This window comes from Blastopirellula sp. SH421, from assembly GCF_057808535.1.
In genome coordinates this window covers 575209-592524 of record NZ_CM173712.1, presented here as the reverse complement: position 1 = coordinate 592524, position 17316 = coordinate 575209, and the positions used below count along the sequence as shown (strand labels likewise).

General features: G+C 56.1%; 12 protein-coding genes. 3 read left to right on the top strand and 9 right to left on the bottom strand.

Features of this window, described 5'->3' with window-relative positions; all coding sequences use genetic code 11:
* Nucleotides 1-131: 131 nt before the first annotated feature.
* Nucleotides 132-746: a hypothetical protein gene (locus SH421x_RS02405; RefSeq protein WP_488853722.1), complete on the bottom strand. Its 615-nt coding sequence runs from the start codon at nt 744-746 to the stop codon at nt 132-134.
* 297 nt (nt 747-1043) lie between these two features.
* Between SH421x_RS02405 and SH421x_RS02400 the strand changes: the two genes are divergently transcribed.
* Nucleotides 1044-2168 carry a prenyltransferase/squalene oxidase repeat-containing protein gene (locus tag SH421x_RS02400; protein WP_488853721.1) on the top strand — a complete coding sequence of 375 codons (1125 nt, stop codon included), beginning with the start codon at nt 1044-1046 and terminating at the stop codon, nt 2166-2168.
* 396 nt (nt 2169-2564) lie between these two features.
* Here the strand turns inward: SH421x_RS02400 and SH421x_RS02395 are convergent, their stop codons facing one another.
* Nucleotides 2565-5885 (bottom strand): efflux RND transporter permease subunit, encoded by a 3321-nt coding sequence (locus tag SH421x_RS02395; RefSeq protein ID WP_488853720.1) that lies wholly within the window; start codon nt 5883-5885, stop codon nt 2565-2567.
* Nucleotides 5882-7618: an efflux RND transporter periplasmic adaptor subunit gene (locus tag SH421x_RS02390; RefSeq protein ID WP_488853719.1), complete on the bottom strand. Its 1737-nt coding sequence runs from the start codon at nt 7616-7618 to the stop codon at nt 5882-5884. Before SH421x_RS02390 ends, SH421x_RS02395 begins: the two co-directional genes overlap by 4 nt.
* 95 nt (nt 7619-7713) lie before the next feature.
* Here SH421x_RS02390 and SH421x_RS02385 point away from each other — a divergent pair, with 95 nt between their 5' ends.
* Together SH421x_RS02385 and SH421x_RS02380 are read left to right on the top strand one after the other, a co-directional pair.
* Complete coding sequence (locus tag SH421x_RS02385) at nt 7714-8334, top strand: TetR/AcrR family transcriptional regulator (protein ID WP_488853718.1); 621 nt, start codon at nt 7714-7716, stop codon at nt 8332-8334.
* Between the two features lie 72 nt (nt 8335-8406).
* The gene (locus SH421x_RS02380; RefSeq protein WP_488853717.1) at nt 8407-8733 is read left to right on the top strand and encodes a hypothetical protein; all 327 of its coding nucleotides are present in this window, start codon (nt 8407-8409) and stop codon (nt 8731-8733) included.
* A 142-nt stretch (nt 8734-8875) separates the two neighbouring features.
* Here SH421x_RS02380 and SH421x_RS02375 read toward each other — a convergent pair whose 3' ends face one another.
* From SH421x_RS02375 to SH421x_RS02350, 6 genes are all read right to left on the bottom strand, one after another.
* Nucleotides 8876-10327 (bottom strand): catalase, encoded by a 1452-nt coding sequence (locus tag SH421x_RS02375; RefSeq protein ID WP_488853716.1) that lies wholly within the window; start codon nt 10325-10327, stop codon nt 8876-8878.
* A 258-nt stretch (nt 10328-10585) separates the two neighbouring features.
* Entirely contained in the window at nt 10586-12853 is a 2268-nt protein-coding gene (locus SH421x_RS02370; protein WP_488853715.1) for a glutamine amidotransferase, read from the bottom strand.
* Between the two features lie 7 nt (nt 12854-12860).
* Nucleotides 12861-15212: a BatA domain-containing protein gene (locus SH421x_RS02365; RefSeq protein ID WP_488853714.1), complete on the bottom strand. Its 2352-nt coding sequence runs from the start codon at nt 15210-15212 to the stop codon at nt 12861-12863.
* 3 nt (nt 15213-15215) lie between these two features.
* On the bottom strand, nt 15216-16112 hold the full coding sequence (locus tag SH421x_RS02360; RefSeq protein ID WP_488853713.1) for a DUF58 domain-containing protein: 897 nt from the start codon (nt 16110-16112) through the stop codon (nt 15216-15218).
* Complete coding sequence (locus SH421x_RS02355) at nt 16099-16320, bottom strand: hypothetical protein (RefSeq protein ID WP_488853712.1); 222 nt, start codon at nt 16318-16320, stop codon at nt 16099-16101. Before SH421x_RS02355 ends, SH421x_RS02360 begins: the two co-directional genes overlap by 14 nt.
* A gap of 8 nt (nt 16321-16328) precedes the next feature.
* A complete protein-coding gene (locus SH421x_RS02350) occupies nt 16329-17285 on the bottom strand; it encodes an AAA family ATPase (protein WP_488856508.1) in 957 nt (318 codons plus the stop codon).
* Nucleotides 17286-17316 lie beyond the last annotated feature (31 nt).

Sequence of the window (17316 nt, the reverse complement as noted above, 5' to 3'; positions counted from 1 at the left end):
CGGCTGTTTTTTGCAACCTAGGCGGCTATTTCGCGCGATCTTGGCAAATTATTGCGCCCCCGCCCAAAAAGTCCCTGCAAGGACGCCGTAAGAACATCCCGCTCAGAGCAACGGACGATAGACAAGATCCACTAATCAGGATTGCTGGTTTCGAGATCGATTTCAATAACGTTGTGATTTGCGGCCACGATGCGCCAGTCCGTAACAATCACTCCCACGGACGGGAAAAACATGTCACAGGTAAGCCAGGTCGGAGCCGCAGCGATCTTGCCGCGAAAGACAAGTCCATCGCCGACATTGAGCTTGCGAACCAACGAAAACGGAATCTCGTGACCGATTCGCAGACCGACCGGCTGTACGAACCAATTTCGGCGATCCATCGGTTCATAAACCCGGGTCTCGTTGGTGCCGTACAGCGGTGGATAATCGTGCTTCATTGCGATTAAAGTGCGGCCAGCCCATGACACGTTGATCATCACCTCGTCGCAATCAAAGTTGCGTACGCCGGCGGTGAACTCCACTTCGCGGCCAACCAACGAATCAGCGATGGCCTGCAATTTGACTGCTTCGTCATCGTACAGATATGGATTGGGGCGATAGGTCGCTAACGTCGCGGCCAACTGTCCAAACTCATAAAGTTCGTCCATGTCGACAATTTCGACTTCATCCACGGGCGGAGCCGCCAATAGCGGAGCAGCGGCCAATCCCCAGACGATCAAAGCGGCAAGTAACGCAAAGCGGGACATGGTTTTATTTTCCGAGGTAGCTAAAACGCGCAAGTTCCCCGAGGTGGGTCCTCTATTTTAGGTTACGACTTGTTGTTGTGGCAAAAAATCACCGCTCCTCGCTTTGTCGAACAACCCGACAGAGGTGTCGATTCCGTCGACAACCAATACTCACAGCCGAAACCAAGGTACAAATAATAGGTAACCGTGCAGCGACCTCGCCACTTTATGACGATTATTCAGCCTGGCGCGGCAATTGCTATTTAGGCCAAAACTCACGCATCGCTCCCCTGCTCTGCATTCCCAATGGAGAATCGTATGTTGCTGAACCCCACTGTCGCTCGCAAGTATCTCAGCGGCGTGCTGCCGTTGTTGGCCATCACTTTAGCGCTGGGCGCCTTCGGCAGCGTCTCGGCTGCGGATGCCGACTATGACACGGTGGTCGCCCAAGGAGTGAAGTTCCTCAGCGCTAACCAGGCGGAAGATGGCTCGTATAGTTCCCAGGTTGGTATCGGTCCCACAGCGCTAGCGACGTTGGCTCTGTTAGAACATGGCCGCAGCGCCACCGATCCGCAAGTCGCCAAAAGCCTCGACTATCTTGAAAAAGCGGTTCGGGATGACGGCGGCATCTACGCGGCCAATGGGCGGCTAAAGAACTACGAAACTTGCATCGCGCTAATCTGCTTTAACAAAGCGAACGCTTCGGGCAAGTACGACACGATCGTCAAAAACGCCGAACAGTATGTCCGCGGAGTGCAGATCACTGACACCGACGGCGTGGGCGAAGAAGACGTCAACTACGGCGGCTCAGGCTACAGCGGCAAAACCCGGCCAGACCTGTCGAACACCGCCTTTCTGATGGATGCGCTGGTTTCGAGCGGCGCGGATAAAGATGACGAAGCGATTCAAAAGGCGCTGATCTTTGTTAGTCGCTGCCAAAATTTGGAGAGCGAGCATAACACCACCAAGTTTGCCGGCAAAGTCAACGACGGCGGTTTCTATTACACGCCTGCGGTTAGCGGCGATCAAGGAGATCGAGGTACGCCAGACGGCGGACTCCGCAGCTATGGATCCATGGGATACGCCGGGCTCAAAAGCATGATCTATGCAGGCGTCGACAAAGATGACCCGCGGGTCAAAGCAGTGCTGGCGTACGTCCAAAAAAACTTTGACGTCACCGCCAATCCCGGCATGGGTCAAGCCGGCGTTTACTATTACTACCAAACCTTCGCCAAGTCGCTCGACGCGCTGGGACAACCGACCATCACCGACGCTTCGGGCGTCGCTCATGATTGGCGCAAAGAACTAATCTCTGAAGTGGCGAAACGCCAAAAAGAAGATGGCTCGTGGGCCAATAGTAACACGCAATGGCTCGAAGGAGACGCGAACCTAGCGACCTCCTTCGCCTTGCTGGCCTTGGCCGAATGCCGAGAGAAAAAATAGGCTTTGCTGTGGGGACCAACGTTGGACAGGGATTCCAAAGCTCGCTTCGTAGCCTGCTGCGCAAGTTTTTAGGTGCGCGATTTCGAACCGCTTGAACAATTGTCCGCAGCGCCGGCGAGGGAATACGTTTGGAGATGCTAACCCGGCTTGAAGTGGTGAACCGTATTCCCTCGCTGGCGCTGCGGGCTAGTGTGGACGTTTTCGATTTAATTCCTGCCGCGATTTTCCGCTCTCCCTCCGTGGTTTAGCCGCATTCCATTCTTTTTCTTCGTGAATAACCCAACACCAATAATGGCGAATCGGGCTTAGAACAAAAAGGGTTGCATCAAGCCCTCGATGCAACCCTTCTCTAACAACGCTCATCGCAATGAGCGATAGTCCCTTGCTTGGTATTTCTTAATCGCCGCCAACCGGCGATTCGGCTTTCACAAACGGGCGTAAACCAAATGTTTCGATCACCACGGCATACAAGGCCGGAATGACAAATAACGTCAGCAGCGTCGCGACCATCAGGCCATAAATCATTAGCCAGGCCATCCCTTCCCACAGCGGACCGCCTGCCATCGCCAGCGGTAACAAACCGCCCACCGTGGTTGCGGTGGTCAAAAAGATCGGCATCAGACGCTGCCGGCCGGCCTCAACCAACGCATCATGAAACTGATTTTTGGACAATCCCAGGATCGGACCGCCGGTCGCTTTTTCAGCGCGCTCGCGAATCACAATGTCGGCGAACTCCATGAAAATAATCCCTGCGTTCAGCACAATGCCAAACAGCGACAGCACGCCAAGCTGCGGCATAAAGCCGAGCGGATTAGAGGTAAGCCACAAACCAAAGATCGACCCAATCATCGCAAGCGGCAAGGTGCCAACGATCACCAGCATCTTGGACAAGCTGTTGAACTGAATGATCAGCAGCAGCACGATAACGACAAACGACAGCCCAAAAGATTTAAGCATCTTCCCTTGGGCTTTCATCGATTCTTCCATGGCGCCGCCGATCTCAACCCGAAAGCCAGGCGGCAACTGCGATACCAATTTGGTCATCTCGGGCGAGTTCATCACGCGCATCGTGATGTCATTGCCAGAGGCGCCTGTCTCGACGCGAGAGCGAATTTCGATTGTCCGGTTCATGTCGCGACGTTCAATGATCGCCGGTTCCCACGAGGCCGAGACGCTGGCGACTGCCGAGAGCGGAATCTTGCCGGCGTCTCCTTCGACGTAGGCCGATTCTAAGTCGGCGATGGAACGTCGGCCTTCGGGACGCAATCGAAAGTAGACCGGAACCTGATGGTCCCCTTCGCGGAAGGTGGTCAGCAATCGTCCCGAGTAGTAGGCGTTTAGCGTCTCTGCGATTTGTGAGTTACCAACCCGCGACAAGCTGGCTTTATCAGGATCGACGTTGACCGCCAATTGATATCCTTCGACACCCCACGAGTCGTTCACATCCCAAGTTTCTGGCTGCGCTTCGACCATCGCTTTCACTTGGTCAGACGCTTGATGCAGGCGTTTCCTATCAGCAAAACCATCCCCCACCACACGCAATACGACGGGGTCGGCCGGCGGCCCCAAAAACAGCTCAATCGGCACCACACGAGCGCCCACAATTGGCTGCAAACCAAGCTGCTGATCTCCGCGCTGCGCGACGGCGCGCAGCCTCTCGGCAAACTCGTGCGTTAACTTTCCGCTGGTCGTGTGAATCAAGATCTCGGCATAGTTTGGCTTGGGCGGCTCTGGTTCCCACGAGAGATACCAGCGCGATCCGCCTCCCCCGACCAAAGTGCGCATCCCATCCAAGCGCTGCTGCTCTTTACCATCTGCGTCGACATACGGCGACAGCTTGCGAATCATCGTTTCGACTTCTTTCGCGACGGTGTCGGTCTGATCGATCGTAGCGATTTCTGGCAACCAGATCTCGACGACAAACTGATCACGCTCGGTCAGCGGAAAGAACTCGCTGCCCACCGGCAAACGCATCGCCAGGACCAGCATCAACACCGCCAGCCCGATCGTCACAAACTTGAACCGCATCGCAATCCGCCCGAGCAAGACATAGGTTTCGTAAACGATCCCCTGCCCTTCGCTGTGCGGATGTCCCTGTTTGCGAAATCGCTTGGCGCACCAAACCATCAGCCATGGAATCGGTGCGGATGGTTTCGATGGATCCTTAGGGGCGCGGATAAACGCCGCCGCCAAAATCACGCAGAAGGTCATCGCCAAGATCCAACTGATCGCCAGCATCACTGACAGCGTCACCGGCAAGCCATAGATAAACTCTCGATTGGCGCCATCCAACGCAATCAGCATCGGCACGAAAGCGGCGATCGTGGTCAACGTCCCGTTCAGCATCGATGCGCCTAACATCTGGGCGCCCGATACAGCTGCTGCGGTGGGCGACATGCCGGCGATTTGATTGGTGCGGGCCTGATCGCAAATTTGCACGGCATTGTCGACTAACAGCCCCAGCGCGATGATCATCGAGGCTAGCGACATCTGCTCTAACTGCACGTCAAACAACGTGATCACGCCGATCGAGGCCAGTACGACAAACGGAATGTTCGCCGCCATCACGGCGGCGGTGCGAAAACCGACCACCAGATAAACGAGCACGATGACGATCAAGATCGCTTCGATGATATTGATGATCACATCTCGGATGCGCCCTTTCACACTGTCCGATTGATCCGAAATGATCGTCACGCCCAAGTCCGGGGGCAAAACGCCAGAGACATTTTGCATGTGGTCGACTTTGGCTTTGGCCGAGTCACAAATCTCAATGATATTAGAGCCCGACTTCATCGTTACCGCGACAACTACCGCGGATTGCTCTAGCTCGCTATCGCCGTAACGACAGAGCAGCGGCGGCGGATCAAGATAAGCGCGGCGGACGCTAAGCCCCAGACTATCAAGATAGACATGGTTGGCGGCGCTAGCGGAGGGGGAAAGCGCGGCGATGATTGAATCAAGTTCCTGCACCGCGTCGAGTTCACCGCCAGGTTTCACGTAGAACCGCCCATCGTCGGCGTCGATGGTTCCACCGGGCGCCACAATATTGCGCGCCTCGACCAGTTGCTTCAATTGGGTGGAGGTCAGTTGCAGCTTGGACCAGGTCCCGGCGTCGGTTTCGATATAGATCGCTTCATTCAGCACCCCAAATCGATCGACTTTGGCGACACCTGGCAATAGCCGCAGTTCGTCTCGAATTTGCTCTGAGAACAGATCTAAATCACGCGGCGAGTAGGCGGACGCCGGATCAATCTTGTCAGCGCCGGCCAGCGGCTTTTGATGCACGGCGAATAAGATAATGTTGGTATCGGTGAACTCGTCATTGACGTACGGCGTGATGTTCGGCTCGGGCATCTGAACATTACGGACGCGGGCACGGACCTTGTCCCAGATGTCGTCGACTTTGTTTCCCGGCAGCGCATCTTCGAGCTCGACGAAAATCGTTGACAGTCCGTTGCTCGAAGTCGAACGGAGCAGCTTGACTTCTTCTAAGCCGTCGATCGCTTCTTCCAACGGATCGGTGATCAGCTCTTCGACCTTTTGAGCCGATGCGCCGGTCCACCGCGTGGCGACGACGCAAACCTTGATCGTAAAGTCGGGATCTTCACGCCGCGGCATCGTCATAAAGCTGACAATGCCCCAGACGACGGTCATCAGCACAATCGAAACGACCACCGTCGGCCGTTTGATGGCGAATTCAGGTAGAAATTTCACTCGGCGGCTCCCGGCTTTTTGATCAACACAATCTCATCTCCATCGACCAGATAGTGCGTTCCTTCTACAATCAGCTGAGCGCCGGAGACCAGCGCGCCCGGCTCGACCGGTTCGATCCGCTGGAGGGCGGCGTCTTGCCGCAGCGCCGCATCAGCAGTTGCGATATTGACCAACACTTCTCTGGCGACCGGGCGTTGGGGCGTCGAGCGATCAACCACAAAGACCGACGCCTGACCGCTGGCGTGCCGCAGCGCTTTCATCGGCACATACAACCCACTGCTGGCCGACTCTTGCGAAAGTTCGACACGCACCAAATCGCCGGGTCGCAGCAGCCAACCGCCGCGATCGTACAGCAACTTGTCGCCGTTCCAGTCATCCACGCTTTGACCTTCGACAATCATCTTGCCGGCGATCAGATCGCGCTGGGGATCAAAGTTTTGATCGCTTTGAATCGTGACCGGCACAAAGTTCCAGTTCCCCAAAAACGGCACGCTGACCGCCTGGGCGTCGACGCGAATCTTTTCCACGGTCAAGACGCGGTTTTTGTTCTCCGCAATTTCTCCCATGTGTCGATTGGTCGCCTTCCATACGAACGCGCCTTGCGAATCACGATGGATTGATTCTGCTTCGACAAACAGCCGCTCGTCGCCGCTGAGAATTGGACCGATGTTTAAAGGCCAAAGATCGACGGTCCGCGCTACTGGAGATCCCTCTAACTCGGTCGGCGGCGTCATTTGCACCTGATCGTTGCGAACCAGCAGTTTGACAGTAAAGGTTCGCGTTTGCGGATCGGCGACTGCGTCGGTCAGATAGACAAAGCCGCACAGCTCTTGGCGCGGACTGCTAGGATTAATCGTATAAATCCGCAAAGAGTCGCCATGCTGAAAATTGCGTGACGCCGCCGCCGATAGCTCAAACTCGATCGAGACAGGATCCATCAACTGCACCGTCACGACCGGATCGCCTGCTTTGACATAACTGCCAGGTAGCACAAGCGTCTCAGCAACTTGTCCGCGAAACGAACTATAGAGGACGACATCTTCCAGATCTCGCTTTGCGTCGGCCAACTGTTGCTCGGCTTGCAGCGCTTGCGCTTCGCTCGAACGGAGCTCGGCGCGCCGCGCCGAAAGCTCGGCTTTGGCCCGCGCCACATTCGCGTCGGCGGTCGCCATCGTGGTCTTGGCTTGATCCAGCGCCGCCTGGGTGCTGGCCGATTTTTCATACAATTTTTGCGTGCGGTCCAACTCAATTACCGCTAATTGCTTTTCGGCTTCGGCTGCCGCGATGCTGGCCGGGATACGTTCTTCAATATCGACTTGCACCGCTTCGATTTGTCGCCGAGCCACTTCGACGGCTGCTTGGGCGGATTGCACCGCAATACGGAATCGCTCGTCATCCAGGCGAGCCAGCGGCGTGCCAGCTGATAGAAGCTGTGATTTTCCGTTCTGAGCAATCAGGCGACCTTCGATCTGCTCATTGGGTTCGATCACCTGACGAACGCGTCCATCGACCTCAAACCCGATTTGCTCCGTCTTCCAAGAAACTACCGAGCCGGTTACCTCCGAATCGACTCCAGGACGCGTCGTAGTCAGGGTGATGGCCGAAACAGGTCGCGGCGGTTTGCGAATTTCGGCTTTTTTCTCTGGGGGTGAGCAACCGCCCAGCCCCCCTATCAAGAGACCAACCACCAAGACGTAAGCCGATAAATGCGTTAAAATACGGGTAAAGGCCATTTAACTGCCTTAGTTTGCAAGCGAATTTGCCAAAAAGTAAACCGTCGGGTATAGTTTAAGCGACGCCCCAAAAAAGTAAACCCCAAGGTGCAAGTTTGCCTGTCGAGCTCCCCGCTGAGACCCGTCTGACCGATCGAAAGCGCGCGGCGATCCTGGCCGCTGCGGTAAAAGAGTTTGAAGCCTGCGGCTTTGACAACACCAGCATGAACCGCATCGCCGAGACTGCCGCAGTGAGCAAACGTACGGTCTACAACCACTTTGAGAGCAAAGACGCGTTGTTTTTGGCGATCGTGCAAGAGCTGCTAGAAACAACCGAATCGCTTCCCGACTTCCCTTATGAGCAAGACCGCGATCTGGCCGACCAAATGGTGGCCAATGCTCGGCACGTGGTCGAGCTGTTCACTTCGGACAGCTTTCAGGGACTAGTCCGCGTCACCCTCTCTCGGTTCCTGATGTCCCCCCAACTGGCCCAGCAGACGATCGGTGATCAGAAGCGATTTCGTGTGCGGTTGGTGCGGTGGCTCGAACAGGCGACCGCGGCCGGCCGACTCAAAATCGGAGACGCCGAATATGCCGCCGCTCAATTTTGCGGACTGTTGCAAGCATTTGCCTTTTGGCCCCAAGCGATGGGGCTTGAACCAATGCCCGGAGCGGCGGAGAAGGAGCGAATTATTCAATCCTCGGTCGAGATGTTTTTAAGCCAATACGCCGTGTAGTCAGCAGGCCTAGGCAAGTGCTACGATGTCGACAGTATTACCAGGCTGTCGACTCCTCCAAGGATCTATCCGTTGTCTGAACCGAGCACTTACTTTTTGATGGTCGAGCTAAAACCGACTGCTGACAGCGCCTTTGATCCGGCCGAAGTCGCCGGTATTTTTACGCACTGCTTTGTCCCGACCGGCAACTTCTATGAAGCGGTTGGCCTGTTTGAAGCGTCGATCGCCGAGCAGAAGCTGGAACTGGTCAACATCGAATGGTGCATCTTGTTCGACACGTTCGACTGGACCCCCGAAGATATCGCCTTCCATGCGCCGCTGCGTGAAAAATCGCTGCAAACCAGCGAAGTCTGCTTCGGCGACATGATCACTTGGGGCGAAGACGAAGCAGAAGACTAATTGGAAAAATGACGAATGGCTAAATCCTAATGTCTAATGAAAAAACACCGTATTAGACATTGGGATTTAGCCATTCGTCATTCGTTTGCGTTAGCGGGGCAGTGCGTTATCCAATCTTGGTCCGAACAGCGTACCCTATGGGCTAACTGCTGACTCCTTTGGCGATTCGATCGCCGATCGTCTTGTCGATGTTGCGCCAGTATTGCAATACGCGCGACAGCACCGGCTCGGCGACTCCTTCTTTGATGTGCCCTACGACGTTGGAGACCAAGCGATCTCGCGCGGCGTCATCCATCACGTCACGCACCAAAGTGCCGGCTTGGCCCCAGTCGTCATCTTCTTTGTGCAGCGAATAAGCGGCATGCACAAACTCGCCATCTGCGCTCCAAACTTCGGTGGCCGGATATCGCTCGGGATCGGCAGCAGGGCCTCCTTTGGAGTTGGGCGCATAGACCGGGTCAGTGACGTTATCGACCCGCATCGCGCCATCTTTGCTGTAGCTATGCACCGGACACTGGGGACGATTGACCGGGACCTGCTTGTAGTTGACTCCCATCCGCGCACGATGTGCATCGGCATAGGCGAACATACGACCTAGCAACATTTTATCAGGACTGACGCCGATCCCCGGGACCAGATTATTGGGTTCAAACGCCGCTTGTTCGATCTCGGTATGAAAGTCGGTCGGGTTGCGATTGAGCGTCAGCTTGCCAACTTCCTGCAGCGGATAGTCGCCGTGCGGCCAAACTTTCGTCAAGTCAAAGGGATTAAAGCGATAGGTTTTCGCCTCTTCAAACGGCATGATCTGCATATGCAGCGTCCAACTGGGATGGTCCCCCCGCTTGATCGCGTCAAACAGATCGCGGCGATGGAAGTCCGCATCCTCGCCGGCGATGCGAACCGCTTCGTCCTGGGTCAAAAACTCAATGCCCTGATCGGTGTGGAAGTGGTACTTCACCCAAAATCGCTCGCCGGCCGCATTGACCCACATGTATGTATGACTCGAATAGCCGTTCATGTTGCGCCAAGTTTTGGGAATCCCGCGATCTCCCATCAGCCAGGTCACTTGGTGAGCCGACTCTGGAGACAGAGACCAGAAATCCCACTGCATGTCATGGTCACGCAGCCCGTTGTCGGCACGCCGTTTTTGCGAGCGGATGAAATGCTGGAATTTCATCGGATCGCGAATAAAGAAGACCGGCGTGTTATTCCCCACCATGTCGTAGTTGCCTTCGGTGGTATAGAACTTCAGCGCAAAACCGCGAGGGTCGCGCCATGTGTCGGGGCTTCCTCGCTCTCCGGCCACCGTCGAAAACCGAATCAGCGTATCGGTCTTCACGCCCGGCTGAAAGACGGCCGCTTTGGTATAAGCGCTGACATCCTGGGTCACTTCAAAGTGCCCGAACGCGCCAGAGCCTTTGGCGTGCGGCTGTCGCTCGACAATCCGCTCTCGATTGAAGTTCGCCATCTGTTCGATCAGATAGTGATCATGCAGCACAATCGGGCCATTTGGGCCCACGGTCAGCGAGTGCTCATCACTAGCAACCGGAATCCCAGCATCGGTGGTTGTCGGTTTCGGTTTCTCGTTGGTCATCTCTGGTACCTCGCTGACACCCGGTGGCTGGATGTGCATGGGATGGTGCTGAACAATGCATTTGTACGCACAAGAGATGCGCGTCAATCGCCCAGCCTAATAGGCGTTATTGTAGGACTTCGGCGAAGTGATTCCAACAGAGGAGTTGGACTGCTGAGAAACTGGCCCGGCGCGAAGGTATCGAAGTTGCGTCTCCGGCTGCTGTTTCGCTTCACGAATATTTTCTTATGGCCGCAATGCGTTAGGACGAGGCCTGACCTACACCATGCCCCATTTTTTTCGCAAATACCATTCGCCACCTAGTAAGCTGACGACCATAATCAAATTCAGCCAAGCGTCGCGGGCCGATTCGGGCCAGGTCCATTTGGTTTGAACTTCGACCTCGGTCTCTGGCGGCGACTTCTTCACCATTTCGATTAGTTCTGGCAATTGCTCCGCTGCCCACGCCTTGCCGCCGGCGCTGGCGGTGATCGCAGCTAGGCTGGCCATTTGCGATGGCTTGGCCGAAGGGTCAGCCAACTCCAAATCTTGATCGGCGACAAAGAATCGCCCATTGCCGACGCCGAGTGATTTTCCGTCGCGCAGCGCTGTAACCTCCAGCATGTAGTCCCCGGCCGTATCGCCAGTCTCGACTGTGCCGACCACTCCTTCATCGCCGGGCGCCAAACGGACGTTGGTTTTTGTTCCGTCGGGTGCGATGAGCGACGCCTGAAACGTTGCGTCGGCGATCACATCGCCAGCGGCGTCGCGTGCTCCGGCGTTGAAGGTAAATTGCGATTGCGGCGGAAAGCGGCGCTGCGGCAGTTCGACAAACACATCGCGGCGTTCGAGCTCTTCCTTCTTCGCCAACCACAAGATCGACTGCCGCCAAAATCGTTTGTGCAGATCCCCCTTGCCGAACAAGGCCCATCGCCAAGTATCATCGACCGCCAAGGCCAACACGCGGCCTAGTCCATACTCGCCGGCCACCAAGATCGGTTGGCTATTGGTCGATTCAACCAAGACTTGAGCCCGCGGTTTGATCCCTTCAAAATGGTTGGCGCCGCGCTGCGTTGGCAACGCTTGCCAGGCATTTTCGTTTTCGGTTAAGACGGCGATTATCGTTAAATAATGGGGCTTGGCGGGACGCAACGTCAGCGGACCAGCAACGTGCAGGTCTTCGCGAATTGGCGCATCAAAGTCTTGACCTTCAAAGCGGTTGATCGTGATCGGCAATACATCCGCAAGCGGCGTGTTCTGATAACGTCCAGCGCCAAACGTGTGAAAGCCGCCCTGCATCATCAGCCCCTTCCCCTCTTCGACTTGCTTCGCCAAGAGCGCTAGCGTCGCTTCGGACAGCGCCGAAGAATCAAGATCGCCGATCAGAAAGACGTCGTACTTGCCCTCTTCGATTTGTTTGGTCAGATCGATCGGCCATTCTTTGCGGCGGCGTTGATCAATCCACTGAAAATCGATCTGCATATCGGCCGAAGTCGCAACCGCGCGGCGCAGGAACTTTTGTTCTGGTCGCCCGATGACGCGGCCTTCGAGATACAGCACCTTCAAACCGCCTGACAGCACGTTCAAATAAGCGTCCAGGCGATTGTTTTTGCTGATCAATTCGCCTTCCTGCGGCTCGACCGCGACGGTTAGCTTAAATTGTCCCGGCGTTTGCGGCGTGTAGCGAAAACCAACGTCCAGCGTCTCTTGATCTTTGGTCGATTGAATTCGCTTGGTATCAATGACCGTCACTTCACCTTGGGCATTTTCTAGGATCAGCTGAACCGGTACTGGGCGATTCGCCATCCCCTGAACGTGGATCGCCGCCTGGACGGTCATTTCGTTTTTGACAAAGACGGTGAACTGGTCGGCCAACGTTTTGACCGCCACATCGCGTGCCTGCGAGGGATCGATCGCCTGACCAAAGGTCAGCGTATGCAGTGGGACATCCAACCGCGCCAAATCACGCGCCGCTCGCTGCAGCTCGACGCGTGGAGTAAAGACCCGCTGCGCGCCATCGGACAGCAGCACTACGCCGGCCAGTTTTTTACCGGCCATCTGCCGGACCACATCATCCAGGGACGAACCAATATCGGTAAAGCGACCGGCGGCATCGTCGGGAAACGCGATCTTGCCGTTCTCAAACTCGACCCGTTCGGCTTGCGAATCAAACGAGTAGACGGCGACCTCAATGTTCTCCCCTAGCGAAGCCAGATCGGACTGCACCCCTTGCAGTGCACTTTTCACTGCGTCATAGCGAGTTTCTCCGGCCGAAGAATCGGGGATCGACATACTTTGACTGACGTCGTACATCACCACCAAAGTCGCCGTTTGCGGCCGCGTGGTGGTGGTTAGCCAAGTAGGCCGCAACATTGTTAGCACCAACAGCGCAATCGCGCCAAATCGCAGCAGCGCAATCAGCCCTCGGCGGCGCTCGGTCGTCGAAGCAAACGAAGGAGCGATCACTAACAGCGCGACCAGCACCAGGGCCGTGATAAAGACGACGGCCAAGCTGTCAAACGTCGGTTGCAGGTACCAGCCAGACATGCGTGCGCTACGCCTCCTGCCGATAAAAACGTTGCGACAGGGCGAACTCCATCGCCAGCATCAGCGCGACCAATAGCAGCAACGGCGAGAAGAACTCGCGACCGACGCGGGCTTTGCCTTGTTCACGTTCGATCTCGCTCTGCTCTTTGGCGATCTGATAACGATCGGCGCCAAAGATGCCGTCTAATTCTTCCGCCGCTAGCGGACGAAGCTGCGTCGCATACGGGGGCAGGTTCACGCTGAAGCCGAGCGCGGGACCGCCGCCGAGCGGTCGCAGCCGATAAGAACCGATTTGATCGGTGAACGGGATGATGATCAAACCCCGATCGGGGATCACCTCTTGCGGATCGCCGCCGCGCGGGGTGAATAACAGATGCGTTTCCTCCGCTTGCTGCGGACCGGTCAGCAGCGACGCACGTTCGCCAACCACATAATTCAGCCGTTCTTCACCGCTGCGAACTAGATATTTCGCCAACTGATTGGTCAAGATAAAGAAGGGCCAAGAGTCGAACCCCGTAAAAAGCGTGTTCCATTGCGGCGCCTCGTCTGATGCAATCGAAGTGGCGAACGTCAGCACCAGGCCGTCGCCGATGCGCTGTTCGATCAGTGCAGGCATATTGTTTGGGCTGCTAAACGGAATGACAACATCTGCGTCCGGCGCCAATTCGTCAAACGACCAATGCCGCTCGATCGGAAAATTGCGCCATGGGACGTTGTCACCAATCTCGCGAAACGGAGCCAATAGTTGGTGCTGATAATCCTTGGGCTCTAAATACCAGATACGATCGCCGGCTCTCCATTGCCGCGACAGCTTGCCCGGCAATAGCTTTTGCGGCTCTTCCCCGTTCATTACTGCTAACGACGCGGATGGCCCCAAAAAGATCGCCAAGCCGCCGCCGCGCTGCACGTAGAGATCCAGCTTGCGCCACGCACTGTTGGAATAGGCGCCTGGATCAATCAACACGACGCCGCGATAGGCGTCTAGCTCTTGCCGCTCTAGTGCGTCCGGCGCGATCACATCCACCTGAAATGGCGCTCGGCCCGAGTCTTGAAACGCCGGCGGCGCGATGGCGTTGATTAAATCGCGACTTGCGCCGGGCGTCGTTTCAACAATCAACAACGGCCACGGCTCGCGAACCTCAAAAGTAAACCAACGCTTATCATCCGCGGCCAAACCGTCCGCAGCGGCCAGATTGACCCAGCCATGATGCACGCCGACCGGCAAGTCAGACAGGCGAAACTGGACCGCTTGCGATTCGCCGTCGGCCAGTTGCAAATTGCGACGATCGCGGCGATCGGCCTTCGGCAAAATCAGCTTTCCATCTTCGACAATCGGCAACGCGTTATCGAGCTGCTCCAGATAAAGCTCCAACGTTTGCGAGGTCTCGGGGCCATCCTGAGCGACTTCGACCTGTACCAGCACGTCACTATTCTTTGAGACGCTATCGGCCGAAAGCTGGAGATTGGCGACCGATGCGTTACGCACGTCGACAGCGCCTACATCGATCAAATACAACGGGTAATCCGGATGCTGGGCGAGCTTGCTTTTCAGATCGCTCAACTGCGCCCCCTCCCATGCAGGCTGACTGAGATCGGTAAAGACGTAGATTTCTTTCCGTTTCTTCTCGCTAGATTCGGCAAGATCGACCGCCTGAGAGACGATCCGATCCATGCTCTCGCCACCGGGCGAAACTTCGAGCCGCTGAATCGCTTGCCGCGCGGCGCCAATATCGGCGGCAAAGATCGCAGCGCCGGTGCGACGATCCGCGATCGCCACTTCGCTCTCCGGAGGCAACTGGCCGGTCAGCCAAATCGCGATCTCTTGCGCTTTTTCTAGGCGCGTTTGGTTTTCATGCTGATACAGCAATCGCGGCGAACTGTCGAACACAAAGACTGCAGCGACCGGGGCTTCTTGATCGCCCAGCGAACTTCCCCCGCCGGCCGATAAGGCCATCGGGGTCACGATGCCGACGCCGATCAATAGCGAGATCGCTAAGATGGTCATGCCGATCGCCAGCCCGCGACTTGCGCCAACTATCCAAGTGGCGCCTGCGATGATGCCGGCGATCGCCGCGCCAAACGCGAACAGCCCGACCAATACCCAACTGCTGACAGCGGCCGAACTGACGCTCGGTCGCGCCAGCGCCAACACCAGCAATAAAATCGCCGCACAGCGCAGAAATAGCAGAATCCAATGCTTCAGCTCTAGCCGACGCTGATTTTGCACGTTGCGCGCACGGACAAATCGCAAAGCGGGAAACAGAATCCGCTTTGGTTGCTGCCGCATCACCAAATGCAGCACGATCGGAACGCCGATTAACAGGCCGCCGATCAGCAGGCTGAGGTTGGCCAATTGCATGGCTTAAAACCTCGTACGGCGGTTAATCAAATACTCAGTCAATGCTTTGTCAAAGGGCATGCTGGTGTCTAGCTCGACGTAATCGACGCCGGCCTTCGAGCAGTCGCGGCGATACCGTTCGCGAAACGCTTCGACCTCTTTGCGATAGTCGGACCGATAGCTGCCGGCATCTAACTTGACAACCTCTTTTGACTCAGGGTCTTCTAGTTCGACCATTCCGTCAAACGGAAACGTCACTTCCGCTTCATCCAAAATATGAAACAAGATCACGTCATGCTGGCGATGCCGTAATTGATACAACGCTTTGAAAACCTCGTCTGGGTCTGACAGCAAATCACTGAAGATCATGACCACGCTGCGATGCTTGAGCATCGCCGCAAGTTGCGACAAGCTGTGGGCGATATCGGTCTCGCCGGTCGGCTGCAAATTGGTGAGCAGTGAGAGGACGTCCCCCAAATGTTTGCGCTTGGACTTGGGTGGCAGACTTTGGCGGATCTTGGTATCGAATGTGACCACTCCGACCGGATCTTGCTGATGAATCATCAAGTAGCAGAGCGCCGCGGCCAACGAAATCGCGTAATCAAACTTGGTCATCTCCTGCCGATAGGTGTAGCCCATCGACTTCGAGAGATCCATCGCGATATAGCCGGTGATGTTGGTTTCGGCTTCAAACTTTTTGATGTAATAGCGATCGGTCTTGGCGTAGACCAGCCAGTCGATGTCTTTGGGATCGTCCCCCTGTTCGTAACGTCGATGCTCACTAAATTCGACGGAAAAACCGTGATACGGACTCGCGTGCAAGCCTTGAAAGAACCCCCGCACGACAAACTGAGCGCGTAAGTCGAGCCGCGAGATCTGGCGGATCACTTCCGGCTTTAAGTAGCTCTCAACAGTCGACATAGGAGTTGTTTTCGTAGGACAGACCGTGGTCGATCGCGTGTTGTAGGGCAGGCAGTGCCTGCCGATCCGTAAACTTCACACTAGCCCGCAGCGCCAGCGAGGGAATGCGGCTGGCTTCTTCAATCCGGCTTGGCGTGGCCAAGCGGATTCCCTCGCTGGCGCTGCGGGCTAGTGTTTGGGTTGGATTCACAGGATGGTCGGCAGGCATGGCCTGCCCTATTTTTCGAACTTTTCGATTTCGGGTTCGGGGATTTCTTTGAGTAGTTTGCGAATAACGTCTTCGTTGGTCATCCCTTCGGCTTGGGCTTGGAAGTTGGTGCTGATGCGATGACGCAGCACCGGGATGGCGATCTTTTTGACATCTTCAATTGCGACGGAGAAGCGCCCTTCCATGGCGGCGATCGCTTTGCCGCCGTTGATCAGGTTTTGTCCGGCACGCGGACCAGCGCCCCAGTCGACCAGCTCTTTGATGAACTTGGGGGTCTCTGGATCTTTGGGTCGAGTCGCGCGGACGAGTCGCGCGACATACTTGATCACGTATTCGCTGACGGCGACCGATTGCACCAGCTTTTGGATGTTGAGGATCGCGCGGGCCGAAAAGATCTTGCGAACTTCGACCTTCTCTTGTCGCGTCGTGCTCGAAAGAATCTTCTCTTCTTCGCTGAGCGTGGGGTAACCGATGATGATGTTAAACATGAAACGGTCCAACTGCGCTTCGGGCAGCGGGTAGGTGCCTTCTTGCTCGATCGGGTTTTGCGTCGCTATCGTGAAAAAGGGATCGGGCAAGTCGTAGGTCTCACGCCCGACGGTTACTTCCCGTTCTTGCATTGCTTGCAGCAGGGACGCTTGCGTCTTGGGAGGCGTCCGGTTAATCTCGTCCGCCAACAGAATGTTGGTAAAGACCGGCCCTTCGACAAAGCGGAAGTTGCGCCGGCCATTCTCGTCTTCTTCCAGCACGTTGGTGCCGGTAATGTCAGACGGCATCAAGTCCGGCGTGAACTGGACGCGTTTGAACTGCATGTCCAACACGCGGGCCAAGGTGCTGACCATCAAAGTTTTGGCCAGTCCCGGCACTCCTTCTAACAAACAGTGCCCGCGAGTAAAGATCGCAGCGAACAATTGTTCGATGACTTCTTCTTGACCGACGATGACCTTCTGCAGCTCTTGCTGCATCACCAGCTTTTGCTGCTTGAACTCTTGTAGT

Excerpts from the sequence above, each read along its gene's own strand:
- SH421x_RS02405 (WP_488853722.1), bottom strand. The coding sequence starts at position 746 with ATGTCCCGCTTTGCGTTACTTGCCGCTTTGATCGTCTGGGGATTGGCC.
- SH421x_RS02400 (WP_488853721.1), top strand. The coding sequence starts at position 1,044 with ATGTTGCTGAACCCCACTGTCGCTCGCAAGTATCTCAGCGGCGTGCTG.
- SH421x_RS02390 (WP_488853719.1), bottom strand. The coding sequence starts at position 7,618 with ATGGCCTTTACCCGTATTTTAACGCATTTATCGGCTTACGTCTTGGTG.
- SH421x_RS02375 (WP_488853716.1), bottom strand. The coding sequence starts at position 10,327 with ATGACCAACGAGAAACCGAAACCGACAACCACCGATGCTGGGATTCCG.
- SH421x_RS02370 (WP_488853715.1), bottom strand. The coding sequence starts at position 12,853 with ATGTCTGGCTGGTACCTGCAACCGACGTTTGACAGCTTGGCCGTCGTC.
- SH421x_RS02365 (WP_488853714.1), bottom strand. The coding sequence starts at position 15,212 with ATGCAATTGGCCAACCTCAGCCTGCTGATCGGCGGCCTGTTAATCGGC.
- SH421x_RS02360 (WP_488853713.1), bottom strand. The coding sequence starts at position 16,112 with ATGTCGACTGTTGAGAGCTACTTAAAGCCGGAAGTGATCCGCCAGATC.
- SH421x_RS02355 (WP_488853712.1), bottom strand. The coding sequence starts at position 16,320 with ATGCCTGCCGACCATCCTGTGAATCCAACCCAAACACTAGCCCGCAGC.
- SH421x_RS02350 (WP_488856508.1), bottom strand. The coding sequence starts at position 17,285 with ATGCAGCAAGAGCTGCAGAAGGTCATCGTCGGTCAAGAAGAAGTCATC.